This window comes from Puniceibacterium sediminis (genome assembly GCF_900188035.1).
Classification (GTDB): Bacteria; Pseudomonadota; Alphaproteobacteria; order Rhodobacterales; family Rhodobacteraceae; genus Puniceibacterium; species Puniceibacterium sediminis.
On sequence record NZ_FZNN01000002.1, the window covers coordinates 250,336 to 274,168 of the forward strand.

23 protein-coding genes are annotated in these 23,833 nt (G+C 61.7%); 18 read left to right on the forward strand and 5 right to left on the reverse strand.

What is annotated here, in order from left to right; all coding sequences use genetic code 11:
• Window positions 1–36: 36 nt before the first annotated feature.
• The 5 genes from CHB75_RS03860 (at window position 37) to CHB75_RS03880 (ending at window position 5,740) form a co-directional block, all read left to right on the forward strand.
• On the forward strand, window positions 37–1,131 hold the full coding sequence (locus tag CHB75_RS03860) for an extracellular solute-binding protein (RefSeq protein ID WP_089269200.1): 1,095 nt from the start codon (window positions 37–39) through the stop codon (window positions 1,129–1,131).
• A 98-nt stretch (window positions 1,132–1,229) separates the two neighbouring features.
• Window positions 1,230–1,517 carry a DUF1330 domain-containing protein gene (locus tag CHB75_RS03865; RefSeq protein WP_089269201.1) on the forward strand — a complete coding sequence of 96 codons (288 nt, stop codon included), beginning with the start codon at window positions 1,230–1,232 and terminating at the stop codon, window positions 1,515–1,517.
• 1 nt (window position 1,518) lies between these two features.
• Window positions 1,519–3,174: an ABC transporter permease gene (locus CHB75_RS03870; protein ID WP_089269202.1), complete on the forward strand. Its 1,656-nt coding sequence runs from the start codon at window positions 1,519–1,521 to the stop codon at window positions 3,172–3,174.
• Window positions 3,175–3,178: 4 nt separating this feature from the next.
• Window positions 3,179–4,369 (forward strand): ABC transporter permease, encoded by a 1,191-nt coding sequence (locus CHB75_RS03875; RefSeq protein ID WP_089269203.1) that lies wholly within the window; start codon window positions 3,179–3,181, stop codon window positions 4,367–4,369.
• Window positions 4,370–4,495: 126 nt separating this feature from the next.
• Window positions 4,496–5,740, forward strand: coding sequence for a PAS domain-containing protein (locus tag CHB75_RS03880; RefSeq protein ID WP_089269204.1), 1,245 nt, complete (start codon window positions 4,496–4,498; stop codon window positions 5,738–5,740).
• A gap of 124 nt (window positions 5,741–5,864) precedes the next feature.
• On the opposite strand, the gene CHB75_RS03885 is transcribed toward CHB75_RS03880, so the two are convergent.
• Entirely contained in the window at window positions 5,865–6,734 is an 870-nt protein-coding gene (locus tag CHB75_RS03885; RefSeq protein ID WP_089269205.1) for a branched-chain amino acid aminotransferase, read from the reverse strand.
• 179 nt (window positions 6,735–6,913) lie between these two features.
• Here CHB75_RS03885 and CHB75_RS03890 point away from each other — a divergent pair, with 179 nt between their 5' ends.
• The 6 genes from CHB75_RS03890 to dxs all read left to right on the forward strand — a co-directional run bounded on the left by CHB75_RS03890 (window position 6,914) and on the right by dxs (window position 12,221).
• Window positions 6,914–7,426: a MarR family winged helix-turn-helix transcriptional regulator gene (locus CHB75_RS03890; protein WP_089269318.1), complete on the forward strand. Its 513-nt coding sequence runs from the start codon at window positions 6,914–6,916 to the stop codon at window positions 7,424–7,426.
• A complete protein-coding gene (locus CHB75_RS03895) occupies window positions 7,423–8,124 on the forward strand; it encodes a response regulator (RefSeq protein ID WP_089269206.1) in 702 nt (233 codons plus the stop codon). Before CHB75_RS03890 ends, CHB75_RS03895 begins: the two co-directional genes overlap by 4 nt.
• 102 nt (window positions 8,125–8,226) lie before the next feature.
• A complete protein-coding gene (locus CHB75_RS03900) occupies window positions 8,227–9,150 on the forward strand; it encodes a histone deacetylase family protein (RefSeq protein WP_089269207.1) in 924 nt (307 codons plus the stop codon).
• Window positions 9,147–9,389, forward strand: coding sequence for an exodeoxyribonuclease VII small subunit (locus CHB75_RS03905; protein ID WP_089269208.1), 243 nt, complete (start codon window positions 9,147–9,149; stop codon window positions 9,387–9,389). The genes CHB75_RS03900 and CHB75_RS03905 overlap by 4 nt, the downstream gene beginning before the upstream one ends.
• A 3-nt stretch (window positions 9,390–9,392) precedes the next feature.
• Window positions 9,393–10,259: a polyprenyl synthetase family protein gene (locus CHB75_RS03910; protein ID WP_245840660.1), complete on the forward strand. Its 867-nt coding sequence runs from the start codon at window positions 9,393–9,395 to the stop codon at window positions 10,257–10,259.
• Between the two features lie 36 nt (window positions 10,260–10,295).
• On the forward strand, window positions 10,296–12,221 hold the full coding sequence (gene dxs, locus CHB75_RS03915) for a 1-deoxy-D-xylulose-5-phosphate synthase (protein ID WP_089269209.1): 1,926 nt from the start codon (window positions 10,296–10,298) through the stop codon (window positions 12,219–12,221).
• Here the strand turns inward: dxs and CHB75_RS03920 are convergent.
• The gene (locus CHB75_RS03920; RefSeq protein WP_089269320.1) at window positions 12,218–13,075 is read right to left on the reverse strand and encodes an SDR family oxidoreductase; all 858 of its coding nucleotides are present in this window, start codon (window positions 13,073–13,075) and stop codon (window positions 12,218–12,220) included. The genes dxs and CHB75_RS03920 overlap by 4 nt on opposite strands.
• 509 nt (window positions 13,076–13,584) lie before the next feature.
• Here CHB75_RS03920 and CHB75_RS03925 point away from each other — a divergent pair.
• Window positions 13,585–14,067, forward strand: coding sequence for a lytic transglycosylase domain-containing protein (locus CHB75_RS03925; protein ID WP_176439050.1), 483 nt, complete (start codon window positions 13,585–13,587; stop codon window positions 14,065–14,067).
• Window positions 14,068–14,094: 27 nt separating this feature from the next.
• Here CHB75_RS03925 and CHB75_RS03930 read toward each other — a convergent pair whose 3' ends face one another.
• On the reverse strand, window positions 14,095–14,850 hold the full coding sequence (locus tag CHB75_RS03930) for a class II aldolase and adducin N-terminal domain-containing protein (protein ID WP_089269210.1): 756 nt from the start codon (window positions 14,848–14,850) through the stop codon (window positions 14,095–14,097).
• Between the two features lie 207 nt (window positions 14,851–15,057).
• Here CHB75_RS03930 and CHB75_RS03935 point away from each other — a divergent pair, with 207 nt between their 5' ends.
• Together CHB75_RS03935 and CHB75_RS03940 are read left to right on the forward strand one after the other, a co-directional pair.
• Window positions 15,058–16,542, forward strand: a complete 1,485-nt coding sequence (locus CHB75_RS03935) for an AMP nucleosidase (protein WP_089269211.1) — start codon at window positions 15,058–15,060, stop codon at window positions 16,540–16,542.
• Window positions 16,543–16,673: 131 nt separating this feature from the next.
• Entirely contained in the window at window positions 16,674–16,961 is a 288-nt protein-coding gene (locus CHB75_RS03940) for an HU family DNA-binding protein (RefSeq protein WP_089269212.1), read from the forward strand.
• 151 nt (window positions 16,962–17,112) lie between these two features.
• Here CHB75_RS03940 and CHB75_RS03945 read toward each other — a convergent pair whose 3' ends face one another.
• Window positions 17,113–17,787 carry a GNAT family N-acetyltransferase gene (locus tag CHB75_RS03945; protein WP_245840663.1) on the reverse strand — a complete coding sequence of 225 codons (675 nt, stop codon included), beginning with the start codon at window positions 17,785–17,787 and terminating at the stop codon, window positions 17,113–17,115.
• An 82-nt stretch (window positions 17,788–17,869) separates the two neighbouring features.
• The gene (locus tag CHB75_RS03950; protein ID WP_089269214.1) at window positions 17,870–19,258 is read right to left on the reverse strand and encodes an aminotransferase family protein; all 1,389 of its coding nucleotides are present in this window, start codon (window positions 19,256–19,258) and stop codon (window positions 17,870–17,872) included.
• A 402-nt stretch (window positions 19,259–19,660) separates the two neighbouring features.
• Here CHB75_RS03950 and CHB75_RS03955 point away from each other — a divergent pair, with 402 nt between their 5' ends.
• The 4 genes from CHB75_RS03955 to CHB75_RS03970 all read left to right on the forward strand — a co-directional run bounded on the left by CHB75_RS03955 (window position 19,661) and on the right by CHB75_RS03970 (window position 23,830).
• Window positions 19,661–20,665, forward strand: a complete 1,005-nt coding sequence (locus tag CHB75_RS03955) for a taurine ABC transporter substrate-binding protein (protein ID WP_089269215.1) — start codon at window positions 19,661–19,663, stop codon at window positions 20,663–20,665.
• A gap of 119 nt (window positions 20,666–20,784) precedes the next feature.
• Window positions 20,785–21,591, forward strand: a complete 807-nt coding sequence (locus CHB75_RS03960; protein WP_089269216.1) for a taurine ABC transporter ATP-binding protein — start codon at window positions 20,785–20,787, stop codon at window positions 21,589–21,591.
• A complete protein-coding gene (locus CHB75_RS03965) occupies window positions 21,588–22,853 on the forward strand; it encodes an ABC transporter permease (RefSeq protein WP_089269217.1) in 1,266 nt (421 codons plus the stop codon). The genes CHB75_RS03960 and CHB75_RS03965 overlap by 4 nt, the downstream gene beginning before the upstream one ends.
• Window positions 22,854–23,047: 194 nt before the next feature.
• On the forward strand, window positions 23,048–23,830 hold the full coding sequence (locus CHB75_RS03970; protein ID WP_089269218.1) for a uracil-DNA glycosylase: 783 nt from the start codon (window positions 23,048–23,050) through the stop codon (window positions 23,828–23,830).
• Window positions 23,831–23,833: the final 3 nt, after the last annotated feature.

Below are 23,833 nucleotides of genomic sequence, written 5' to 3' on the forward strand. Positions count from 1 at the left end.
CCCCTTACTGCAGACGGGCAGTGTAGGGAGACTGCAATGATATTCAAAAAGACTCTTATGGCGACAACGGCGCTGACCGTTGCTGCCAGCGGCGCATTCGCGCAGGATATGGCCGACAGCATGACAATCGTCAGCTGGGGCGGGGCGTACCAGTCCAGCCAGCAGAAGGCATATTCCGAGCCTTACGTCGCAATGCACCCTGATGTGTCGGTGACATGGGACGAAAGCAGCAACGAGGCCGTGGCCAAGCTGCGCGCGATGAACGAAGCCGGGAACATCACCTGGGATCTGGTCGACGTCGTTGCGGCGGATGCGATCCGTCTGTGTGACGAAGGTCTGGCCATGGAATACGATCCCGAAGAGCTGCTCGCCCCCGGCGATGACGGTTCGTCGGCCGAAGATGACTTTGGCGATCTGATCGTTTCCGACTGCTACATCCCGCAGATCGTGTATTCGACCACATTCGGCTATCGCACCGACATGGTTCCCGAAGGTGTCGAGCCTCCGAGCCAGATCTGTGACGTGTTCGACGTGGAAAAGTATCCCGGCAAGCGCGCGCTGGAAAAGCGTCCGATCAACAACATGGAATGGGCGCTGCTGTGTGACGGCGTGGCCAAGGATGACGTCTATGACGTTCTGGAAACGGCCGAAGGTCAGGACCAGGCTCTGGCCAAGCTCGACACGATCAAGGACGACGTGATCTGGTGGTCGGCCGGTGCGGATACGCCCCAGCTGCTGGCGGATGGCGAAGTGTTCATGGGCTCGACCTACAACGGTCGTCTGTATTCGGTCATCGTCGAGCAGGAACAGCCCGTTGCGATGATGTGGGACGCTCAGGTGTTCGACCTTGACGGTTGGATCATCCCGACCGGTCTGCCCGAGGATCGTCTGGCGCGCGTGAAGGACTTTGTGAAGTTCGCCACCGACACCACGCGTCTTGCCGATCAGGCCAAGTACATCTCGTACGGTCCGGCACGTGCATCGTCCGCTCCGCTGGTCCCCGAGGACATGAAGCAGCACATGCCGACCGATCCGGCGAACGCTGGCAACACGTTCCTTTATAACTACAGCTTCTGGGCCGACTACCGCGACGACATCGACGCGAAGTTCCAGTCCTGGCTGGCAAAGTAAGCCACGCGGCGGCGGGGTGAACCCCGCCCTGCGGATAATATTTCCGGCGGCCCTGACATGGGGCCGTCGGACCATAAGAAAATGACGGGGGACGGGCTATGCCCAAAGGCTATATCATTGGCCATGTCACGGTACACGATCCCGAGGCTTACAAGGAATATGTGCGGCTGGACACGCCGCTGTTCGAAAGCTTTGGTGGACGGTTTCTGGTGCGTGGCGGTGACTCCGAGACCCCCGAAGGCGCGACGCAAGAGCGTCATGTCGTTATAGAATTCCCGGATTTCGAGGCCGCGAAACGCGCCTACAACGACCCTGCCTATCAGATCGTTGCCGAAATCCGCCGCAAGACAGCCGACAGCACAATCATTCTGGTCGAGGGGGTATAACATGACCGACGCAACAGCCGGAGCTGCCCCCGGGCAAAAGAAGCCGGGCAAGGTGCTTGCCGCCGATGGCCGCCCTCTCAAGGAAAGTCTGAACCGTGCGCTGCGGCTGCAGAAGATGCGCGCGCTGATGCTGATCGCGCCGCTGCTGCTGTTTGTGCTGCTGACCTTTATCGCGCCGATTGCCGACATGCTGTTCCGGTCGATCCAGAACGGGATCGTGTCTGAAACGCTGCCGCGCACCACCGAACGGCTGGCCGACTGGGACGCCAAAACCGGCGAACTGCCGGATGAGGCTGTCTATGAGGGTCTGTATTACGATCTGTTCATCGCCGCCGAGCGCAAGCTGCACACCCGGCTGGGATCGCGGCTGAACTATGAAATGACCGGCATGTCGTCGCTGTTCCGCCAGTCGGGCCGGGCGCTGGATGATATCGGTGATGTCTATTTTGACCAGTTCGACGATCTGGACAAGAATTGGGACGAGGCCGAGCCCTGGGCCGAGCTGATGGGCGACCCCGCGTGGCTGACCAAGATGCAGGCCTGGAAAAAGGCTGACGGCAAGAAAATGCCGAAATTCGTGTTGGCCGACGGCATGGATGAGCTGTTGCCGCGTACCGCCGAAACCTATGCGGCCTTTGCCGAGTACACGCAGGTCGACGAAGGCAAGAGCCTTGTGAAGGAAGAACCCTGGGTGCTGGTGCACACTGCGCTGTATCAGGACCTGATGGAAAAGGATGTGACCGGTTACACGGGTCCGCAGGCCGAAATGCTGAAGGCCGCAGATGCGGCGGTGGGCGGGTTTGAGTCCATCACCTTCAAGGAGGGCATGCAGGAGGTCGACGAGGACTGGCTGGATCACGGGACCTGGCAGACGATCCAGATGTACAGCCCCGAGTTTACCAACGGCTATTTCCTGAATGCCGTGGACATGCAGAAAACGCCGGACGGGCCCGAGTTCCGCAATGAGAACCAGCAGATCTATGGCCTGCTGTTCAAGCGGACCATGTTCATGTCGCTGATGATCACCGGCAGCTGCATCCTGCTGGGCTATCCGGTGGCATGGCTGCTGGCGAACCTGCCGATGCGTCAGGCGAACCTTTTGATGATCCTTGTGCTGCTGCCATTCTGGACCTCGCTTCTGGTGCGGACCTCTGCGTGGAAGGTCATGCTGCAACAGCAGGGGGTGATCAACGATGTGCTGGTCTGGCTCGGGCTGGTGAATGACGCCGACCGATTGGTGATGATCAACAACCAGTTCGGCACGATCGTGGCGATGACGCATATCCTGCTGCCGTTCATGATCCTGCCGCTGTATTCGGTGATGCAGACGATCCCGCCAACCTATCTGCGCGCGGCGAAATCGCTGGGTGCGACCAACTGGACGGCCTTCTGGCGGGTGTATTTCCCGCAGTCGGTGCCGGGCATCGGGGCGGGCAGTATCCTCGTCTTTATCCTGTCGATCGGGTATTACATCACGCCCGAGATCGTCGGCGGCACCACCGGTACCTTCATCTCGAACCGGATCGCCTACCACATTTCGTCTTCGCTGAACTGGGGCCTTGCTGCCGCACTTGGGACGATCCTTCTGGCCGTGGTTTTGGGGCTCTACTACGCCTATGACAAGATCGTCGGCATCGACAACGTGAAGCTGGGGTAAAGACATGGCCAACGCTATTCTGACTGAAATCAAGAAACAGCCGCTGTCCTTCACCCTTCCGACGGTTGGCGCCGCCGGGGCCTTTGCCGGGCTGTTCATCGGCACGGCGCAGGGATCGGGTCTGCTGGGTATCGTGGTCGGTGCGCTATTGCTGGCGGGCCTTGCCTATGTCGCGATGGAGGTGCTGGGGCACGAGAAGGAGCGGATGTTCAAATATGGCATCATCGCGCTGTTTCTGGTCGCGGGTTATCTGGCTGGCGGGGTGCCGGGTCTGGTGGTCGGCGGGCTGTTCGGCTGGTTCTTCAGCTTTTTCATCTACTGGATCGGCGAAGGACGGTACCGCGCGAAACTGGCGCCCTATCTGACCGCGGGGCAGGTGTTGTGGCACTACAGCTTTCTGGTGATCGCCGGGTCGATCTTTGTGTTCCTGATCACGCCGATCCTTGTGGTGATGCCGCTCAGCTTCAACGCCGAGAACTTCTTTACCTTCACGCCCGAGATGCTGCGTTTCGATCCGGAAGGTTACAGTCTGCGCCACTATCGCAACTTCTTTACCTCGAACGAATGGCAGTCGGCGCTGCGCAATTCGCTGATGATTGCACCGGCGGCAACGATCCTGTCGGTCAGTTTCGGTACCCTGGCTGCCATCGGCCTGAGCCAGCCGCATGTGCCGTTTCGCCGGGCGATCATGGCGATCCTGATCTCACCGATGATCGTGCCGCTCATCATTTCGGCTGCGGGGATGTATTTCTTCTATTCGCGTATCGGGTTGCAGGGCACCTATCTGGGCGTGGTTCTGGCGCATGCGGCACTGGGTATTCCCTTTGTCATCATCACTGTCACGGCAACGCTTGTCGGTTTTGACCGCTCGCTGACCCGCGCGGCGGCGAACATGGGGGCGAACCCGGTCACGACGTTTTTCCGGGTGCAGATGCCGCTTATCCTGCCGGGGGTGATTTCGGGCGGTCTGTTCGCCTTTATCACCTCTTTCGACGAAGTGGTCGTTGTGCTGTTCGTCGGATCGGCCAAACAGCAGACGCTGCCATGGCAGATGTTCATCGGATTGCGCGAACAGATCAGCCCGACGATCCTTGCCGTTGCGACGATTCTGGTCGGGGTATCGATCTGCCTGTTGACCGTGGTCGAACTGTTGCGGCGCCGTTCGGAACGGCTGCGCGGCATGAGCCCGGGCTGAAACAGGCCATCATTTGATGTAAAAGCGCGGCTCCGGGCAATCCCCGGGGCCGCGTTCATTATTTGGCAAGGTGATTTGGCCAATGTGCCAGGGACGACGTCCCCCAGCGCATGGAAAGCCGACCGTATGACCCAGATGGATCCGACCCTTGTGACACAGGCCCGCACGATTTCGAGCGAGGTGCCGTTTGATGTCAAGGATATCTTCTTTTCACGGACCGACAAACAAGGGGTGATTCTGTCCGCGAACGGATTGCTCCAACGGATTTCCGGGTTTGAATGGTCCGAAGTGATCGGCGCGCCGCAAAAGATCCTGCGTCACCCGGACACGCCAAGGGCTGTCTTCCAGTTGATGTGGGACATGCTCAAGGAAGATAAACCTGCCGGGGCCTATGTCAAAAACAGGTCCAAGGACGGGCGGTACTACTGGGTCTATGTGATCGCCGCACCAACCAAAGACGGGTATTTGTCCGTACAGATCAAGCCGACCAGCAAGATGCTGGAAAAGATCAAGACAATGTACCGCGAGCTTTGCGCTGCAGAAGCCGCCGGCATGAAGCCCGAAGCATCGGCGCAGGAAATGCTGGGGAAACTGAAGGCGCTTGGCTACGATTCCTATGAGGTGTTCCAAAGCTATTCGCTGGCGACAGAGGTCAACGAACGTTGCCGGAGGCTGGATCAGGTCCAGGATCAGGTTCCCAAGCGGTTCCAGATGATGAGCGAGGCGATCAACGGCGTACAGAGTGAAACCAATCTGATGACGGTTTCCTTTAACGCGATCCGTACCGTTCCGATGAACATGCGTATCCTCGCATCACGGCTGGAAAATGCCGGCGGCCCGATTTCGGCAATTTCCGTCAACTACGGGTCCATGCTGGACGAGATGGCGACCTGGGTGCGGACCTTTGTGGAAGGCCCCGAAAGCACCTTTGCCCGTATCCGCGATGCGATCCTCTATGGTCAGTTTCTGGCCTACCTTTCCGAGCTACAGCGTGAAACAATCCAGAAATTCGGCAAGCAATCCGACACGATCGCGGATCATGTGGATGTTCCGGCCGAGCATGCAATCCTGACGGAGGAGGCGGCCAGCTACAAACGCGAAGCCGCTTCGGCGCTGCACATTGTCGAGGTCGAGGCGACACGCCTTGCCCGCAGCGTTCTGGACATGAAACGCTATGTGACGGGCCTCAGCTCGACCCGGATGATGTGTAAGATCGAGAGCGCGGCGCTGTCCGAAACGGGCGATGCGCTGGGCGGCATTGTCGATCAGCTTGACGCCTGTCAGGACGAGATCGAGGCCCGCCTGACGAAGATCGTCGAGCTGAACACCGTGATCCAGAGCAATACCACGATGCTGCGCGCGCTGACCTGAGGGCAGCTTTGACAGGCGCTATGGGGCATGTGTTTGCCCCGGCGCCGAATTTGCATCGTGAAAATGTCAAAGGGCGGGCCAATGCGGCCCGCCCTTTTCTTATGGCACGCGAAGGTGCGACGGATCAGCTGCGCACCAGCTTTTCGTAGGCCTCTGAAATCTCGCGGGTCAATGCGCCGACTTCGAAGGTGTAATCGCCGATCTGACCAACGGGCGTAACCTCGGCCGCGGTGCCGGTGAGCCAGCACTGCTGAAAGCCTTCCATCTCTTCGGGCATGATGTGACGTTCGTGCACGGTGATGCCGCGTTCCTTCAGCATCCCGATCACGGTCTGGCGTGTCAGCCCGTTGAGGAAGCAATCGGGCAGGGGCGTGTGAACCTCACCGTCCTTGACGAAGAAGATGTTGGCGCCGGTCGCTTCGGCCACATAGCCGCGGTAGTCCATGAACAGGGCATCGGAACAGCCCTTGGCCTCGGCCGCGTGTTTGGAGGTGGTGCAGATCATGTAGAGGCCGGCGGCCTTGGCATGCACCGGGATCGTTTCGGGCGAGGGGCGCTTCCACTTCGAGATGTCGAGCTTGGCGCCCTTCATCTTGGCATCGCCATAATAGTTGCCCCAGGCCCATGCCGCGATGGCGAGCCGCACCGGGTTGTTCTTTGACGATACACCCATGTCCGGGCCTGCGCCGCGCCACGCAACCGCCCGCACGTATGCGTCAGTAAATCCGTTGGCCTCAAGCACAGCGGTCTTGGCGGCTTCGATCTCGTCCACCGAATAGGGGATCACGAAATCGAGGCAGCTGGCGGAGAAATGCAGACGCTCGGAATGGGCGCGCGATTTGAAGATCTTGCCGTTGTAGCAACGTTCACCTTCGAAAACCGAGCTGGCGTAGTGCAGCCCGTGCGTGAGGACGTGGACCTGAGCCGAACGCCACTCTACCAGCGCCCCATCCATCCAGATCTTGCCATCGCGATCATCATATGCCCCGGTCATTGCGCGCTCTCCTTATTCGCAAATTTCCATTTATTGCGTAAGATACGTCCGTTTCGGACATATTGTTGCGTTAAAACTGCGGCTCGCTACCAGTTCAGGGTTGGAATGTCAACAAGGCTGACTTAAAGTGCGGGTAGGCTGTAACTGCCCAGAATTTGAACGGCAAAGCGGGGATGGCGATGGCAGAGGTACAAAACGTGCAGATGTATGGGGGCGAATCGCTCCTGTTTCTGACCGACGAACAGCTGCGGCAGGGTATCGAAGCGATGTTCTTTGCCTACCGTGGATTTACCGCAGACCCTGATCTGATCCTTCAGGAGCTGGCCTATGGGCGGGCGCATCACCGAGCGATCCACTTTATCAACTGCGCACCGGGCACGACGGTGAACAATTTGCTGGGCATATTGGGCGTGACCAAGCAATCGTTGAACCGGGTGCTACGCACGCTGATCGAAGATGGTCTGGTCGAAAGCCGGGTGGGCCGCATGGACAAGCGCGAACGGCATCTGTTCCTGACCGAAGAGGGTCAGAAACTGGAACAGCGGCTGTCGGATGCGCAGCGGTCGCGGATGCGGGCGGCCTTTCGGCAGGCCGGGCCCGAGGCGGTTGCGGGATTTCGCAGGGTACTGGAGGCGATGATGGATACCGACATGAAGCGACAGTACCGCACCCTGCGGGAGGGACGCGGATGAGCGACCCCGACGCCCATCTGCTGATCGTGGATGATGACGAACGCATCCGCGGGTTGTTGCAGAAGTTCCTGATACGTCAGGGGTTTATGGTGACGGCGGCGCGGGATGCGGGCCATGCGCGGCGCATCCTGCTGGGGCTGGATTTCGACATGATCGTTTTGGATGTGATGATGCCGGGCGAGGATGGCGTGAGCCTGACCCGCGCGATCCGCGAAAAGAGCAACACGCCGATCCTGCTGCTGACCGCAAAGTCCGAGACCGAGGATCGTATTGCCGGGCTTGAGGCGGGGGCGGATGATTATCTGGCCAAGCCGTTCGAGCCTAAGGAGCTGCTGTTGCGGATCAACGCCATCCTGCGGCGGATGCCCGAGGTGTCGCACAAGGAAGCCGCGCCCAAGCTGCTGACGCTGGGGCCGATTCGTTATGACATCGAGCGGGGCGAGATGTGGCGCGGCGAAGCCTTGGTGCGGCTGACCGCAACCGAGAGCCAGCTGATGAAGATCTTTGCCGGGCAACCGGGAGAGGCGCTGAGCCGGTCCAAGCTGGTCGAGGATCTGGGCCGTGATCGCGGGCAGAGCCAGGAACGCGCGGTGGATGTGCAGATCACCCGGCTGCGGCGCAAGATCGAGAGTGATCCGAAACAGCCGCGCTATCTGCAGACGGTGCGCGGGGCGGGCTATATGCTGGCGCCGGACTGAACGGCGACTTTGGGCGCGGGGTTGCCCTGCCGGGGCTTTCGGGCTTTGGTCGGGCAAGCCACTGAACGGCCCCGCGCCTGAGCGACACAGAGACTGGACACCATGACCGCACTGATCACCCATGCCGATTGCCTGAGACATGTCACGCCCGACGGCCACCCGGAACGGGTTGCGCGGCTGGAGCATGTGTTGCACGCGCTGGAGCCGCTGCCGCTGACCCGGGTCACTGCGCCGCTGGCCAGTGACGATGATCTGTTGCGCATCCATCCGCAGGGATATCTTGACCGGCTGCGCGCCAGCCTGCCGAACCAGAGGTTACACCAGATCGACGGGGATACGTGGCTTTCGCCCGGTTCGATGGACGCCGCGTTGCGTGGAGCAGGGGCGGTGATCAAGGCGGTGGATATGGTGCTGGGCGGTGAAGTGCCCAACGCATTCTGCGCCATTCGCCCGCCCGGGCATCACGCGGAACGCGAAACGGCGATGGGGTTCTGTCTGTTCGGCAATGCCGCGCTGGCGGCGAAACATGCGCTGGATCATCACGGGCTGAGCCGCGTGGCGGTGGTGGATTTCGATGTGCATCATGGCAATGGCACGCAGGATCTGCTGTGGGATGAACCCCGCGCGCTGCTGATCAGCAGCCAGCAGATGCCGCTTTGGCCGGGATCTGGCCGCCCCGAGGAGCAGGGCGCGCATCACAACATCCTGAACCTGCCGCTGCCGCCCGAAAGCACCGGGGCCGACATGCGACTGGTCTATGAAACCCGGGTCTTTCCCCGGCTGCGCGATTTCAAGCCCGAGCTGATCATCCTGTCGGCCGGGTTCGACGCCCATCAGGACGACCCGCTGGCGCAGCTGAACTGGAGCACCGGCGATTTCCGCTGGCTGACGGCGGAATTGTGCAAGCTTGCGGCAGAGCTGTGCGATGGGCGCGTGGTCTCGACACTCGAAGGTGGCTATGATCTTGAGGCGCTGAGCGCGGCCGCGAAGGCCCATGTCGAGGAATTGTTGGAGGCAGCAAAATGACCGTGACCCCGGTGGACAAGATGAGTTTCGAGCAGGCCATGGCCGAGCTGGAGCAGGTGGTCGGACAGCTGGAACGCGGCGATGTCGCGCTTGAGGAATCGATCACGCTGTACGAACGCGGGGCGGCGTTGAAAAAGCGCTGCGAGGCCAAGTTGAAGGAAGCCGAGGAAAAGGTGGCGGCCATCACGCTGGACGGCGACGGCAACCCCAAGGGTCTGACGCCGGTCGAAGGCCTCTGACATTTGTTCCGTGACGAGCTGAGGAAGACCGGGGCGACCCTTCAGGCCGGTTTCGATGCGCTGTTCGCCGGGTATCCCGACCTGCCTGTGGTGCAGGGGATGCGGTACGCGACCCATGGCGGCAAGCGGTTGCGCGGCTATCTGGTGCTGGAAACGGCGCGTTTGCACGGCATTGATCCGCAGCGCGCGCTTTGGCCCGCGATGGCGATAGAATCGATCCACGCCTATAGTCTGGTGCATGATGACCTGCCCTGCATGGATGATGATGCCCTGCGGCGGGGTCTGCCCACGGTACATGTGAAATGGGATGAGGGCACGGCGCTGCTGGTGGGCGATGCCTTGCAGGCGCTGGGATTCGAGCTGTCGGCGCGGCCCGAGGTTGGCGTCCCAGAGGTGCGCGCCGATCTGGCGCTGTCGCTGGCCCGGGCCAGTGGTGCGCAGGGAATGGTGTTGGGTCAGGCGCTGGATATCGCTGCGGAATGTGCCACCATTCCCCTGACATTGTCCGAGATTACTGCCCTGCAGCAGGGCAAGACCGGCGCGTTGATCGTTTGGGCCGCCGAGGCCGGGGCGCGTCTGGCGCAGGCCGACACGCGGCCCTTGCAGGATTATGCTCAGGCGTTGGGATTGGCGTTTCAGATCGCAGACGATGTGTTGGACGTGACGGGTGATGCCGCGACCGTGGGCAAGGCCGTGGGCAAGGATGCCGTGGCGGGCAAGGCGACCTTTGTTTCGCTTCTGGGGCTGGAGGGGGCGCAGAAACGCGCAACTGAACTGGTCGAAACCGCCTGTGATGCCCTATCTGTCTATGGCAACGGCGCGGAAAACTTGAAGCAGGCGGCGCGCTTCGTTATCTCCCGCCAAAGCTAAGGCCCCAAACCGGGCCGCCGCAAGTAAGGAGACGTCATGTCGTCGCTACCCAAGACCCCGCTGCTGGACAAGATTCAGTCTCCTGCCGACATGTCGCATCTGTCGGATGGCGAGTTGCGGCGGCTGGCGGATGAACTGCGGGCCGAAACCATATCGGCCGTTTCGGAAACCGGCGGGCATCTGGGGGCGGGGCTAGGCGTCGTCGAACTGACCGTGGCGCTGCATGCGGTGTTTGATGCGCCGCGCGACAAGATCATCTGGGACGTCAGCCATCAAACCTATCCGCACAAGATCCTGACCGGACGTCGCGACCGCATCCGTACGCTGCGGATGAAGGGGGGCTTGAGCGGTTTCACCAAGCGGTCAGAATCGCCCTATGATCCGTTTGGTGCGGCGCATTCCAGTACCTCGATTTCGGCGGCGCTGGGCTTTGCCGTGGCGCGGGATCTGGGTGGGGCCTGTGACACCGGCCATGGCGATGCGATTGCGGTGATCGGTGATGGCGCGATGTCGGCCGGCATGGCCTATGAGGCGATGAACAACGCAGGCCACCTGAAAAAGCGGCTGATCGTCATCCTGAATGACAACGAAATGTCCATCGCCCCGCCCGTGGGCGCGATGTCGTCCTATCTGTCGCGGCTGTACGCCGAGGCGCCGTTCCACGATCTGAAAGCCGCCGCCAAGGGCGCTGTCAGCTTTCTGCCCGAACCGTTCCGCGAAGGGGCGAAGCGGGCCAAGGAAATGCTCAAGGGCATGGCGGTTGGCGGCACATTGTTCGAAGAGCTGGGGTTTTCCTATATCGGGCCGATCGACGGGCATGACCTTGATCAGTTGCTGCCGGTGCTGCGCACGGTCAAGGCGCGCGCGTCGGGGCCGGTGCTGATCCATGTGCTGACCAAGAAGGGCAAGGGTTATGCCCCGGCGGAAGAGGCAATGGACAAGGGCCACGCGACGGCCAAGTTCAATGTGCTGACCGGCGAGCAGAAAAAGGCGGTGTCGAACGCGCCCTCTTATACTTCGGTCTTTGGCAAGACGCTGGTTGAACTGGCCGCCGAAGATCCCCGCATCTGTGCGGTGACGGCGGCGATGCCGGATGGCACGGGGTTGAACCTGTTTGCCGAACGGTTCCCGAGCCGGTGTTTCGACGTCGGGATCGCGGAACAGCATGGGGTGACCTTTGCGGCGGGGCTTGCGGCGGGCGGGCTTCGGCCGTTCTGCACGATGTATTCGACATTCCTGCAACGCGGGTATGATCAGATCGTCCATGACGTGGCGATTCAGCGGCTGCCGGTACGCTTTGCCATCGACCGCGCCGGGCTGGTTGGCGCGGATGGGGCGACCCATGCGGGTAGTTACGACATTGCGTATCTGGCGAACCTGCCGGGATTTGTCGTCATGGCAGCGGCGGATGAGGCCGAGCTGAAGCATATGGTTGTTACTGCGGCGGCGCATGACGACGGCCCCATCGCGTTCCGCTATCCGCGCGGCGAAGGCGTTGGCGTCGAGATGCCCGAACGTGGCGAGGTGCTGGAGATCGGCAAGGGCCGGATGATCCAGGAAGGGTCGCGGGTTGCGATCCTGTCCTTTGGCACGCGTCTGGGCGAGGTGCGCCGCGCCGCCGAGGCGCTGGCCGCGCGTGGGATCACGCCGACGATTGCCGATGCGCGTTTTGCCAAGCCGCTGGACCGCGATCTGATCCTGAAACTGGCCCGCGATCACGAGGCGCTGATCACCATAGAAGAGGGCGCCGTGGGCGGTTTCGGCAGCCATGTCGCGCAGCTGTTGGCCGAAGAGGGCGTGTTCGACACCGGGCTGAAGTTCCGCTCGATGGTGCTGCCCGATATCTTTATCGATCAGGCCAGCCCGGCGGATATGTATGCCACGGCGGGTCTGAACGCCGAGGATATCGAGGCAAAGGTGCTGGACACGCTGGGCGTGGCGCAGATGGGCAAGCGGGCCTAGGGCGACTCGTCCCTTAGCAGCGCGGCCAACCCGGCGTGGTAGTCGGGGTACAGCAATTCGACCCCCAACTCGTTCTTGATACGCTCGTTCGAGACGCGCTTGCTCTCGGCATAGAAGCTGCGGGCCATATCGGTCAGCTCGGCCTTGGCAAAGTCCACCTTTGGCGGTTCGGGCAGTTGCAGCAGTTGTGCGGCATGGGCGATCACATCCTGCGGCGGGGCGGGGTCGTTGTCGCAGACATTGTAGACAGCACCCGGGTTGGGCCGTTCGATTGACGCGGCGAGCACGCGGGCGATGTCGTCGACGTGGATGCGGCTGAAGACCTGACCGCGCTTGATGATCTGGCGGGCCTTGCCTGCGCGCACCTTGGCAAAGGGGCCGCGCCCGGGGCCATAGATCCCGGCAAGCCGGAAGACGTGCAGCGGCAGGCCGGTTATGGCGCCCCAGGCGGCCTCGGCTTCGACGCGTTGCATGCCGCGTTCGGTTCCGGGGGTCAGGGGGGTGGTTTCATCCACCCAGGCACCGTGATGGTCGCCGTAAACGCCGGTCGTGGACAGATAGCCGGCCCAATACAGGTTTGGCGCATGGGCGGCGATGGCGTCACCGATCAGGTTCAGGCTGGGGTCGCCGTCGGGGCCGGGCCCGGCGGACACCAGCAGGTGGGTGGATTGCGCCAGTGCGGCTTTCAGCGCCTCCTCCTCCCACAGGACGGGTTCGATCCCGGTTTTGGCCAGAGCTTCGGCCTTTTCCGGGGTCCGTGTGGTTCCCAGGATGCGCCAGCCCTGCGGCAAAAGCAGTTCGGCAAGGGCGCGGGCAGAGTAGCCGTGACCCAGTGAAAGCAATGTGTTTGTCATGGCGCGGAAAATGAGGCGGTGGCACAGATTTTGCAAGCCTTGAACCGGGCCCCGCATTGCACCGCCTTCGGGCGGCTTATTTCGGCGTTTCGGGCGATTCGGCTGTCGGCAGCCTGCGGAGAGGCGCGTTCGGGGCGAGCGCCAGAGGCGCGCGACGGCCGCGATGGCAATCAGCGGCGCCTTTTTGCCGATCGGAGTTCCCGCAGGGCCGACAAGGTCGCGCCGTACCGCACAGCCGGAAATTCCGACCAGACCCCGAAAGACGCTGCGAAAAATTGTCCTTTCGCCACAAAGGAATTGCGCCCGGTCTGGCGGCGTCCGGGGCGGCGCGGCTTGTGTCAGCCGGCCCCCAAAGGGGTTTCATCTGCCCCCGAATATTCCGGGTGTCCGGGGGCGGCGGCCAGTCGGCCTGAGGGCATTTGGCAAAGAATTGCCCATGAAAAACACCGCAGGTGGCAGCAAAGATCCAACTGTGTACAAAATTTCTGAGATCACAAGCTGGAGCTGCGATGCATTCCTATTCCCGCCGTGCCATTCTGGGTACGATTCTGATGTCGCTGGCCGCGTGTTCCAGCGGGAGTATTCCCGAAATTTCGACCCGCTCCGCGCCGCTTGAGCCGCCGCTTTACCCCAACGAAACGCGCGAGTTGCGCAAGCTGATCAACAAATATGCCGATCTGTACGGCGTCCCGCGCCCCTTGGTGCACCGGCTCGCGATCCGCGAAAGCACGCATCGCCCGGGCGCACGGAACGGCCCGTATTACGGGTTGATGCAGATCCTTCCGGCCACGGCGCGCGGCATGGGTCACAAGGGATCAGCCTCGGATCTGCTGGATCCGGAAACCAACCTGAAATACGCCGTCAAATACCTGCGCGGTGCCTGGCTGCTGGCGAACGGCAGCTATGACACGGCGGTAAAGTGGTATTCGCAAGGGTATTACTACGAAGCCAAGCGCCGCGGCCTGCTGGCCGAGACAGGCCTGCGCGCCTGACGGGACGCCGTTCCGGTTCTACCCCGGTCAGTGCGCGTAATCCGACCCTTCGCCATCCAGAATTGCCTTGAGTTCGGCGAGATGCCGGGTGTCCTGCTCGGGGTAGGCTTCCAGTTCCTGTGCCGTCTTTTCCGCGATTTCGTCGCTCAGGACCTTGAGCGGGCGACCGGTTTGCAGGGCACGGATATAGGTCTCGGCGGCGCGTTCAAAGTAATAGAGCCGGTTGAAGGTTTCGGCCACTGTGTCGCCGATGATCATGATACCGTGGTTGCCCATCACCATGACCTTTTGTTTGGGATCGGTGAACAGCTGCGCGCAGCGGATGCCCTCATCTTCGAAAGCGAGGCCACCATAATCACCGTCATAGGCGATGCGGTTGTAGAAGGTGGCGCAGTTCTGATCGATCGGCGGCAGCGTCGGATCGGCAAGGCAGGCCAGAACCGTGGCGTGGATCGAATGCACATGCATGGCGCATCGGGCGTGGGCGCAGTGGCGGTGCAGACCACCGTGCAGACCCCAGGCGGTGGGGTCGGGCGCATCCGGACCGGACAGCGTCTCGGGGTCGTTGGCATCGACAAGGATCAGATCCGAAGCCTTGATCCGCGCGAAATGTTTCTGATTGGGGTTCATCAGGAATTTCGTGCCGTCATCGTTGATCGCCAGCGAGAAATGGTTGGCGACGCCTTCGTGCATGTTCAGCCGCGCGGTCCAGCGGAAGGCGGCGGCGAGGTCAACCCGTTCCTGCCAGTGATCCATGTTGGGTTTCAGATGGGTGACGGACATGGTGAGGACTCCTTGCTGCTTGGGGGCAGTCTGCGCCTTTGGCCGCCGGAGTTCCAGAGGGCATCCGGGCGTCGTCGGGCGCGACAAGGCCCCGGCGGCAAATTGGTTTTGCGGCGAATTCCCGGTGCAGTCATGGGTTGTGCCGGGGCGGCTTGATCCTGCTGACCGTTGGTGTCACTTTGCCACGAATTAACGCGCGAGGGGCGGATGCAGGATCAGTCGGTAAATCTTGAGGTTGTGTCGCCGGATGTACCCGCGCCCGAGTTGTTCGAGGATGCGGCCGCTGCGGTCGAGCGGCTTTGCGCGCTTTATGAAACCGCCGTCAGTTTTCTGTGCGACAAGTTCAACACGGCGATGATCGATGGCCACCCCGGCGTGCGGTATCGCGCCTTCTACCCCGAGGTGCGCATCACCACGACCACCTTTGCCAAGGTGGACAGTCGGCTCAGCTTTGGCCACGTTTCAGCCCCCGGGACCCATGCAACCAGCGTGACCCGGCCGGACCTGTTTTCGAAATACCTGCTGCAGCAGATCGGTCTGCTGCTTGCCAACCACGGTGTACCGATACAGGTGGGCCTGTCCGCGACGCCGATTCCGGTGCATTTTGCGGTGGCCAACCGCGAAGGCGTGTCCGTGCCGCAGGAAGGTGCCGCGCAGTTCACCCTGCGGGATGTGTTCGACGTGCCGGACCTTGCCACCACCAATGATGATATCGTCAACGGATTGGCCAAACCCGCCGACGACGGGGCCGAGGCGCTGGCGCCGTTCACCGCGCAGCGGGTGGATTATTCGCTGGCACGGCTGGCGCATTACACCGCGACCGATCCCGAACATTTTCAGAACCACGTGCTGTTCACCAACTACCAGTTCTACGTCAGTGAGTTCGAGGCCTATGCCCGCGCCATGCTGGCCGATCCCGACAGCGGCTACACCAGCTTTGTGTCGACCGACAATGCCGAGATCACTGGCCCTGATCAGGAAATCCTGTCCTCCGGGAAGATGCCGCAGATGCCGACCTATCACCTCAAGCGGGCCGATGGTGGGGGGATCACGCTGGTCAACATCGGCGTGGGGCCAAGCAATGCCAAGACGGCGACAGACCACATTGCGGTGCTGCGCCCGCACGCCTGGGTGATGGTCGGACATTGCGCGGGGTTGCGCAGCTCTCAGTCACTTGGCGATTTTGTGCTGGCCCATGCCTATCTGCGCGAGGATCGCGTGTTGGACGACGATCTGCCTGTCTGGGTGCCGATCCCGGCACTGGCCGAGATCCAGATCGCGCTGGAACGCGCCGTCGCGCAGGAAACCCAGCTGGAAGGCTATGACCTGAAGCGGATCATGCGGACGGGCACCGTGGCGAGCGTCGACAACCGCAACTGGGAGCTGCGTGACAAGCGTGGCCCGGTGCAGAGGCTGTCGCAATCCCGCGCTGTCGCACTGGACATGGAAAGCGCGACGATTGCCGCCAACGGTTTCCGGTTCCGGGTGCCTTACGGCACGCTTCTGTGCGTCAGTGACAAGCCGCTGCATGGCGAATTGAAGCTGCCCGGGATGGCGTCGGATTTCTACCGCACACAGGTGGCGCTGCATCTGATGATCGGCATCCGGGCGATGGAACAACTGCGTGATATGCCGCTGGAACGCATTCATAGCCGGAAATTGCGTAGCTTTGATGAGACGGCTTTCCTGTGACCGAGGGTAAAGTAGTGCTACATGCGCGTTTTTCCCTTGCAAATATACACTAGGCGTTGTGTTTGATTGCTACATGCAGTTTAGTTAACCCAATGAGGCCCTAGAAGACGGGCGGAGAAGGAGACCATGAAATGGCGAAACCGATGACCAAGACGCAACTTGTGGCAGCTCTGGCCGAAGAGATGGGCAGTGACAAGAAAGCAGCGGGCGCAGCGCTGGACGCAGTCTGCAACCTGATCACCAAGGAAGTGGCCGAAGGCGGCGCTGTGACGCTTCCCGGTGTTGGCAAGATCTATTGCCGCGAACGTCCCGAGCGGATGGTGCGCAACCCCGCAACGGGTGAGCAGTTCAAGAAAGAAGCCGACAAGGTGGTCAAGATGACCATTGCGAAGGCTCTGAAAGACAGCGTGAACGGCTGATCGCCTTGCGACAGAAGTTTGAAAGGGGTCGCCGATAGGCGGCCCCTTTTTTTATGAGGTTTCCCGAGGGGATGTTCGGCGTTTCCAGGCGGCGTGACGCGCAAGACTTTTGCGAAAAAGTCTTGGCAAAAATTTTCTGAAAATTTTTGGGTTAGCGCAGGGGGGTGATCTGGCGCCCTGATGCGTCGAAATTCCCGGGCTCGAGCCAGGCAGAGAAGCGCGCCTTGATCGCTGGCCATTCCGTGTCGAGCACTGAAAACCACGCGGTATCGCGATTGCGGCCCTTAACCACCGTCGCCTGCCGGAACGTGCCTTCGTATGTGAAGCCAAGCCGCTGGGCCGCGCGGCGCGACGGTGCGTTCAGCGCGTCGCATTTCCATTCATAGCGGCGATAACCCAATTCATCAAAGGCGCGTGCCATCATCAGGGCCATTGCTTCGGTCGCCAGTGGGGTGCGCTGAAGCGCCGGGGCAAAGTGGATGTGGCCGACCTCGATCACCCCATTCGCAGGGTCGATGCGCAGGTAGCTGGCAAGGCCAAGGGCCGTGCCATCCGGTGCGCAGATCGTGTGGAACAAAGGATCCTCGGCTAGGCAGGCCGTGGTCAGCCATTCGGCGAAGGCTGGTTCGGACGCAAAGGGGCCGTAGGGCAGGTAGGTCCAGTCACGCGCCTCTGTATCCGCGACAAAGGCGGCGTGGAGTGCTGCGGCATGTTCAGGTGTTGTGGGGATAACGCTGCCGTATTGGCCCTGCATCGGCGTGCGCGGCGGGCGCGGGCGGGGCAGGGACAGCGTAACGGGTGCGCCGATGGGCTGCGGATCGGGCATGCTCTGGGCTTTCATTGGGGGGAGGCATGGATGGCGAGGTGAACCCCGCCCTGCGGCATTGCGCAGGGCGGGGTTGATTGACCTAGCCGAAGACGCGGGTCAATGCGCTGTCGACCGCGCTCAGGATGTGGTCGATGTTATCCTTTTTCGCGATCAGCGCGGGGCTAAAGCACAGGGTGTTGTTATAGCCCGGCACCGACCGGTTGGTTGCGCCGATGATCACGCCCTGCGCCATGCAGTCGGCCACAACGGCCCCAACCTGTTTTTCGGCCGCAGGCGTACGGCTGTCGCGGTCGCTGACCAGTTCGGCCCCCAGGAACAGACCCTTGCCGCGCACGTCGCCGATGATCGCGTGGCGATCCATCATCCCGCGCAGTTGGTCGAGCATGTAATCGCCCATCTTGGTGGTGTTTTCCAGCAGGCCTTCGTCTTCGATGATCCGCATGTTTTCCAGCGCAGCCGCCGGGCCGGACGTGCAGCCGCCAAAGGTCGAGATGTCGCGGAAATAGTCCAGCGGATCGGAGGCGTCGGATTTGAACAGGTTGAACACCTCTTCTGTCGTCACGAGGCAGGAGATGGCGGCGTAGCCGCTTGCCACGCCCTTGGCCATTGTGACCATGTCCGGCTGGATGCCGTAGTGCTGATAGCCGAACCATGTGCCGGTGCGGCCGACGCCGCAGACGACTTCGTCGATGTGCAGCAGGATGTCGTATTTCTTGCAGATCTCGGACACGCGTTGCCAATAGCCGATCGGCGGGGTGATGACGCCGCCGCCGGCGGTCACGGGTTCAAGGCACAGGGCGCCGACGGTGTCGGGGCCTTCGCGCAGGATCACCTGTTCGATCTGATCGGCAGCCCATTCGCCGTAATTTTCGACCGGCGCGCCCTGATCGGCAGCGTGGTATTCAAGGCAATGCGGCACGCGTACGAAACCGGGCGCAAAGGGGCCGTACTGGGCGTTGCGTTCTTCCTGACCGCCAGCCGACAGGCAGCCGATGGTGGTGCCGTGATAGTCACGATCCCGGTAAAGGATCTTGTGCTTGGTGCCGCCGTAACGCTTGTGCGCGATCTGGCGGACCATCTTGAAGGCCTTCTCGTTCGCCTCGGACCCCGAATTTGCATAGTAGACCCGGGACAGTCCCGGCATTTTCGAGATCAGCTTTTCCGAGAAAAGCGCGCCCGGGATCGATCCTGCAGAGCCTGCAAAGTAGTTCAGCTTGACCAGCTGATCGCGCACGGCATTGGCGATGCTTTCGCGGCCGTAGCCGACGTTGACGGTCCAGACGCCGCCGGACACACCGTCAAGGTGTTCCTTGCCGTGCTGGTCCCAGACCTTCATGCCCTTGCCTTCGACCATGATGCGGGGATCGGAGGTTTCGTAGGGTTTGTGCTGGCTCAGGTGATGCCAGACATGGGCCTTGTCTGCCGCCACGACGCGGCTGAGATCGTTTTCGGAAAATGTGCCGTCCATGGGGGACTCCTGTGGAATGAGGGCGGGCCATGACTGGGATGGCCCCGGGCCAGATACTGGCCGTGACCGTCGTACAACAGCCCCTTTCCTGTGCAATGGTTAGGGCCAGATACCTTGGTCCTATAGGGCCAGATTTATGGGGGTATGTGTGGTGTGGGCCGGGAGTTTCAGGAAATGGCCTGAAAAACAGACAATTCCCGTAGGTTTTATTTTTGTGCTGTCTGGGTCTATTTCGGTCGATTGCATAAACGCCGCGCAGAAAATGCGTTGATCGCACGGCCCAATTCCGTTCGGATCATGCCCAAGGGTGCCGTGAGGGTGCCGCAAAGGCACAAAGAGGCGACGCATCGCCCGGGATGCCGCAACGCCCCCCGCGCTGGGGGAACAACGGGAGTGTACGTGATGACGATGAAACGAATGATGATGGGAACGGCGGCGGCCTTGGCAATGGTTGGCGCAGGTCAGGTTCATGCGGCGGCGCATGGGTCGATTACCGTGGGGTATTTCCTCGAATGGCCGATGCCGTTCGAATACGCCAAGCAGATGGGCACCTATGACGAAGCGCTGGGGATGACCGTGAACTGGGTGTCCTTTGATACCGGCACGGCGATGTCGGCAGCGATGGCATCGGGCGACGTGCAGTTGTCGGTCAGCCAGGGGGTACCGCCCTTTGTCGTCGCGGCCTCGGCAGGGCAGGATCTGCAAGTGCTGGATGTGGCGGTCAGCTATTCGGACAATGACAATTGCGTCGTGGCCGAGGCGCTTGAGATCGACAAGGACAGCGCCGACGAACTGGTCGGCAAGAAGGTCGCCGTGCCGTTGGGGACTGCGGCGCATTATGGTTTTCTCAAGCAGATGTCGCATTTCGGGGTGGATGTCGCCAGCCTTGATATCGTTGACATGGCGCCGCCTGACGGGGCCGCTGCCATCGCGCAGGGGTCTGTCGACATGTTCTGTGGCTGGGGCGGGTCGCTGCGCCGTGCCAAGGAATTCGGCAACGTTCTTCTGACCGGAGCCGAGAAGGAAGAGTTGGGCATCCTCGTCTTTGACGTGACCAGTGCGCCAGCCTCCTGGGTGGCGGAGAACAGTGATACGGCGGCCAAGTTCCTCAAGGTGACGGCGGATGCGAATGCCATGTGGGCGGATGCGGCGAACCACGCCGAGATGCTGCCCGTCATCGCCAAGGATGCCGGCATGTCCGAAGAGGACACCGAAGCGACCCTGTCCACCTTCATCTTTCCCACGGTCGAGGAACAGCTTTCGCCCAAGTGGCTGGATGGCGGTGCGCAGGAATTCATGAAGGGCGTGGCGAAGGTGTTTGTCGATGCGGGTTCCATCGACTCGGCACTGCCAAGCTATGCGGACAACGTGAACACCGGGCCGTTGACCTCTGCCGAAGAGATGTAAGGCAGGCACGTCTCTTTGCCCTTGTGGATTTCTCCGCCTTGGGTCCTTTCGGGATCGGGCGGGGAAATTCCGCAGGGGCGGGGGCCCTACCTTTCACCAGTAAAAACAGCGGGGCGGATATGGCCGGACTGACGATCGAAAACCTCTCGATGCGCTTTGAACTGCCCAACGGCAGTTCGGTTCAGGCGCTTCAGGACGTCTCACTCGACCTCGCTCAGGGCGAACTATTGTCGGTACTGGGGCCTTCCGGCTGTGGCAAGACCACGTTGCTGAACATCGTCGCCGGTTTTCTGGCCCCGACCGAAGGGCGTATCACGCTGAATGGCCACCGTGTCAGCGGCCCGGATGCCGAACGCGGCATGGTGTTTCAGCAGGGCGCGCTGTTCGAGTGGATGAACGTGCGCGAAAACGTAAGCTTTGGGCCCCGCATGGCCGGAAAGCGCGAGCGGGACTATGGCGCCAACGTGGACCATCTGCTCGACGTGGTCGGCCTGCAGGATTTCAAGGAAAAGTCGGTTTATGAGCTGTCAGGCGGCATGCAGCAGCGGGTCGCGCTGGCGCGCTGTCTGGCCAACGATCCGGATGTGATCCTGATGGACGAACCGCTGGGCGCGCTGGACGCGCTGACGCGTGAAAAGATGCAGAGCCTGGTTCTGAAGCTCTGGAAAGAGACCGGCAAGACCATCATCCTGATCACGCATTCGGTCGAAGAGGCGCTGCTGCTAGGGGAACGCCTGTTGGTGATGGCCCCGCGCCCCGGCCGGATTCACCGCGAATACCGGCTGCCCTTTGCCGAAATGGGTGTCGAAACGGATCTGCGGCAGGTCAAGAAACACCCCGAATTCGCGCAGCGGCGTGAGGAGATCCTGAGCATGATCTGGGACATGGAAGAGGAAATCATGGGCCGGACCGAGGTGGCGTCATGATCGTTCTGGGGCTTTATGCCCTTATCTTTGTCGCATCGTATTTTCTGGTGAAAATGGTCGTGCGGCGGGCGACCACCGATTACGCCTCGCTCAAGACCGTGACATTTGGCGATGAAAGCGCGGTGGTGCCGAACCGTATCGCATCCGTCGTGTCGATCCTGACGATTTTCCTGCTTTGGGCGGCCTTTACCGGATCGTCGCTGGTGCCATCCGTCCTGCACGCGCCGGGGCCGTTCATCGGCACGGCAAGTTTCGATTATACCGCGCAGCTAAGCGACGGGTCGCTGGATGATGCCACCGTGACGGTGGTGGTAACACGGGCCGGGGATGATCCTGTGATGCCCGAAGTGGCGCCGGGTGACGGCTTTGCCAAGAACGATGTGGATGAGATCGGTGCATGGCGCTCAGGTCTGATCCGGGTCAAACGCAACGACGAGGTGCCCGAAGGCATGGAAGAAACCGTGGTGGCGGTGGATGGCCAGCCGCTGGTGCCGGGTGGGTCGGTGTACCTTGATTTTGGTCGGGTGGGGATGAGCCCGAAGGGAACGCTGAATTTCGAACCCGCGAAGGGCTGGCAGATGGAGCCGATCTGGCTGCCTTCGCCCGAGGCGGTGGCGGCGCGCTTTATGGACATCGCCCGCGACGGGTATCGCGGCAGCGCACTGTGGGAACATCTGGGTTACTCCCTGTTCCGCGTCGTCGTCGGGTTCCTGTTCGGTGCGCTTCTGGGTATTCCGCTTGGCTACGCCATGGGGCTGTCGGACTGGTTTCGCGGCTGGTTCGACCCCATCGTCGAATTCATGCGGCCCGTGCCGCCACTGGCGCTGATCCCGCTGGTTATCATCTGGGCGGGCATTGGCGAGACGGGCAAGATCATCCTGCTCTTCCTTGCCGCGCTATGGATCATGGCGATCGCAGCGCGGTCCGGTGTGTCGGGGGTGAAGATTTCCAAGGTGCACGCGGCCTATTCGCTGGGGGCATCAAAGGCGCAGATCATGCGTCATGTGATCATACCCAATTCGCTGCCCGAAATCTTTACCGGTGCGCGGGTGGCAATGGGGGTCTGCTGGGGCACGGTTGTCGCCGCCGAGCTTGTCGCGGCCGAAAAAGGCGCCGGCATGATGATCATGGTCGCGTCAAAGTTCCAGCTGACGGATATCGTAATCATGGGGATCATCCTGATCGGGGTCATCGGGTTCGGGATCGACATGTTGATGCGCTGGGCCGAGCGGGTGCTGGTGCCGTGGAAGGGCAAGGGCTGACCGATATTCTGTTCGCTGGACTGGCGGGCGGCACCCAAGAATTTTGTGAAAATTCTTGCCAAAACTTTTCTTAAAAGTTTTGGGGTCGGCGCTGTCTGGATCTGTTTGCGCGCCTCGGGGTTGGTCACGTCGTGCGTGTGTTCTCAGATCAGGCCAAGTCTTTCGGACCGGCCCGCGCCGCTGTAGGGTGCAGTATGGAATCGCAACTCGATTGGCACAGCGCGCGGGCCCTGTTGGAATGGCAGGTGGAACTTGGGGTGACCGAGGCGATCTCGGACACGCCGGTGAACCGCTATGATGCCGCCGCCGAGGCGGTCGCGGCGGCGGCTGTGGCGGCCACCACGGTGGCTGTCGCCGGGCCGCAGCCCTTGGTGCAGATCGATCCGGTTGCCGTAGCCGAAAAGGCGGCTGCAGCGGCGCAGGATCTGGATGGGCTGCGCCATGCGCTTGAGACTTACGGCCATTGTGACCTGCAGAAGGGCGCCCGTAACCTCGTCTTTTGTGACGGCACCCCCGGCGCCCGCGTCATGGTGATCGGAGAAGCGCCGGGCCGCGAGGAAGATATGCAGGGCAAGCCCTTTGTGGGCAAGGCGGGACAGCTGCTTGACCGGATGCTTGCCGCCATCGGCCTTGGGCGCGGCCGCGAGGGTGCCGAGGCGGTCTATATCACCAACGTCCTGCCCTGGCGTCCACCGCAGAACCGCGACCCGAATCCGGCGGAAATCGCCATGATGCTGCCCTTTCTGAAACGGCATGTGGCGCTGGCAAAACCGGATGTTCTGGTGCTGGTCGGCAATATTTCGTGTCAGGCGGTGCTGGGGAAACGCGGTATCACGCGGCTGCGTGGCCAATGGACCGAGGCGTTCGGCCTGCCCGCGATGCCTATGGTGCATCCGGCGTACCTTCTCCGGACGCCCATCGCCAAGCGCGAGGCCTGGGCCGATCTGTTGAGCATTCAGGCTAAACTGAAGGGATAGGCC

What these genes read in the sequence shown, in the direction of transcription:
- CHB75_RS03860 (WP_089269200.1), top strand. Translation starts at nt 37, where the DNA reads ATGATATTCAAAAAGACTCTTATGGCGACAACGGCGCTGACCGTTGCT.
- CHB75_RS03865 (WP_089269201.1), top strand. Translation starts at nt 1,230, where the DNA reads ATGCCCAAAGGCTATATCATTGGCCATGTCACGGTACACGATCCCGAG.
- CHB75_RS03870 (WP_089269202.1), top strand. Translation starts at nt 1,519, where the DNA reads ATGACCGACGCAACAGCCGGAGCTGCCCCCGGGCAAAAGAAGCCGGGC.
- CHB75_RS03875 (WP_089269203.1), top strand. Translation starts at nt 3,179, where the DNA reads ATGGCCAACGCTATTCTGACTGAAATCAAGAAACAGCCGCTGTCCTTC.
- CHB75_RS03880 (WP_089269204.1), top strand. Translation starts at nt 4,496, where the DNA reads ATGACCCAGATGGATCCGACCCTTGTGACACAGGCCCGCACGATTTCG.
- CHB75_RS03885 (WP_089269205.1), bottom strand. Translation starts at nt 6,734, where the DNA reads ATGACCGGGGCATATGATGATCGCGATGGCAAGATCTGGATGGATGGG.
- CHB75_RS03890 (WP_089269318.1), top strand. Translation starts at nt 6,914, where the DNA reads ATGGCAGAGGTACAAAACGTGCAGATGTATGGGGGCGAATCGCTCCTG.
- CHB75_RS03895 (WP_089269206.1), top strand. Translation starts at nt 7,423, where the DNA reads ATGAGCGACCCCGACGCCCATCTGCTGATCGTGGATGATGACGAACGC.
- CHB75_RS03900 (WP_089269207.1), top strand. Translation starts at nt 8,227, where the DNA reads ATGACCGCACTGATCACCCATGCCGATTGCCTGAGACATGTCACGCCC.
- CHB75_RS03905 (WP_089269208.1), top strand. Translation starts at nt 9,147, where the DNA reads ATGACCGTGACCCCGGTGGACAAGATGAGTTTCGAGCAGGCCATGGCC.
- dxs (WP_089269209.1), top strand. Translation starts at nt 10,296, where the DNA reads ATGTCGTCGCTACCCAAGACCCCGCTGCTGGACAAGATTCAGTCTCCT.
- CHB75_RS03920 (WP_089269320.1), bottom strand. Translation starts at nt 13,075, where the DNA reads ATGACAAACACATTGCTTTCACTGGGTCACGGCTACTCTGCCCGCGCC.
- CHB75_RS03925 (WP_176439050.1), top strand. Translation starts at nt 13,585, where the DNA reads ATGCATTCCTATTCCCGCCGTGCCATTCTGGGTACGATTCTGATGTCG.
- CHB75_RS03930 (WP_089269210.1), bottom strand. Translation starts at nt 14,850, where the DNA reads ATGTCCGTCACCCATCTGAAACCCAACATGGATCACTGGCAGGAACGG.
- CHB75_RS03935 (WP_089269211.1), top strand. Translation starts at nt 15,058, where the DNA reads ATGCAGGATCAGTCGGTAAATCTTGAGGTTGTGTCGCCGGATGTACCC.
- CHB75_RS03940 (WP_089269212.1), top strand. Translation starts at nt 16,674, where the DNA reads ATGGCGAAACCGATGACCAAGACGCAACTTGTGGCAGCTCTGGCCGAA.
- CHB75_RS03945 (WP_245840663.1), bottom strand. Translation starts at nt 17,787, where the DNA reads ATGCCCGATCCGCAGCCCATCGGCGCACCCGTTACGCTGTCCCTGCCC.
- CHB75_RS03950 (WP_089269214.1), bottom strand. Translation starts at nt 19,258, where the DNA reads ATGGACGGCACATTTTCCGAAAACGATCTCAGCCGCGTCGTGGCGGCA.
- CHB75_RS03955 (WP_089269215.1), top strand. Translation starts at nt 19,661, where the DNA reads ATGACGATGAAACGAATGATGATGGGAACGGCGGCGGCCTTGGCAATG.
- CHB75_RS03960 (WP_089269216.1), top strand. Translation starts at nt 20,785, where the DNA reads ATGGCCGGACTGACGATCGAAAACCTCTCGATGCGCTTTGAACTGCCC.
- CHB75_RS03965 (WP_089269217.1), top strand. Translation starts at nt 21,588, where the DNA reads ATGATCGTTCTGGGGCTTTATGCCCTTATCTTTGTCGCATCGTATTTT.
- CHB75_RS03970 (WP_089269218.1), top strand. Translation starts at nt 23,048, where the DNA reads ATGGAATCGCAACTCGATTGGCACAGCGCGCGGGCCCTGTTGGAATGG.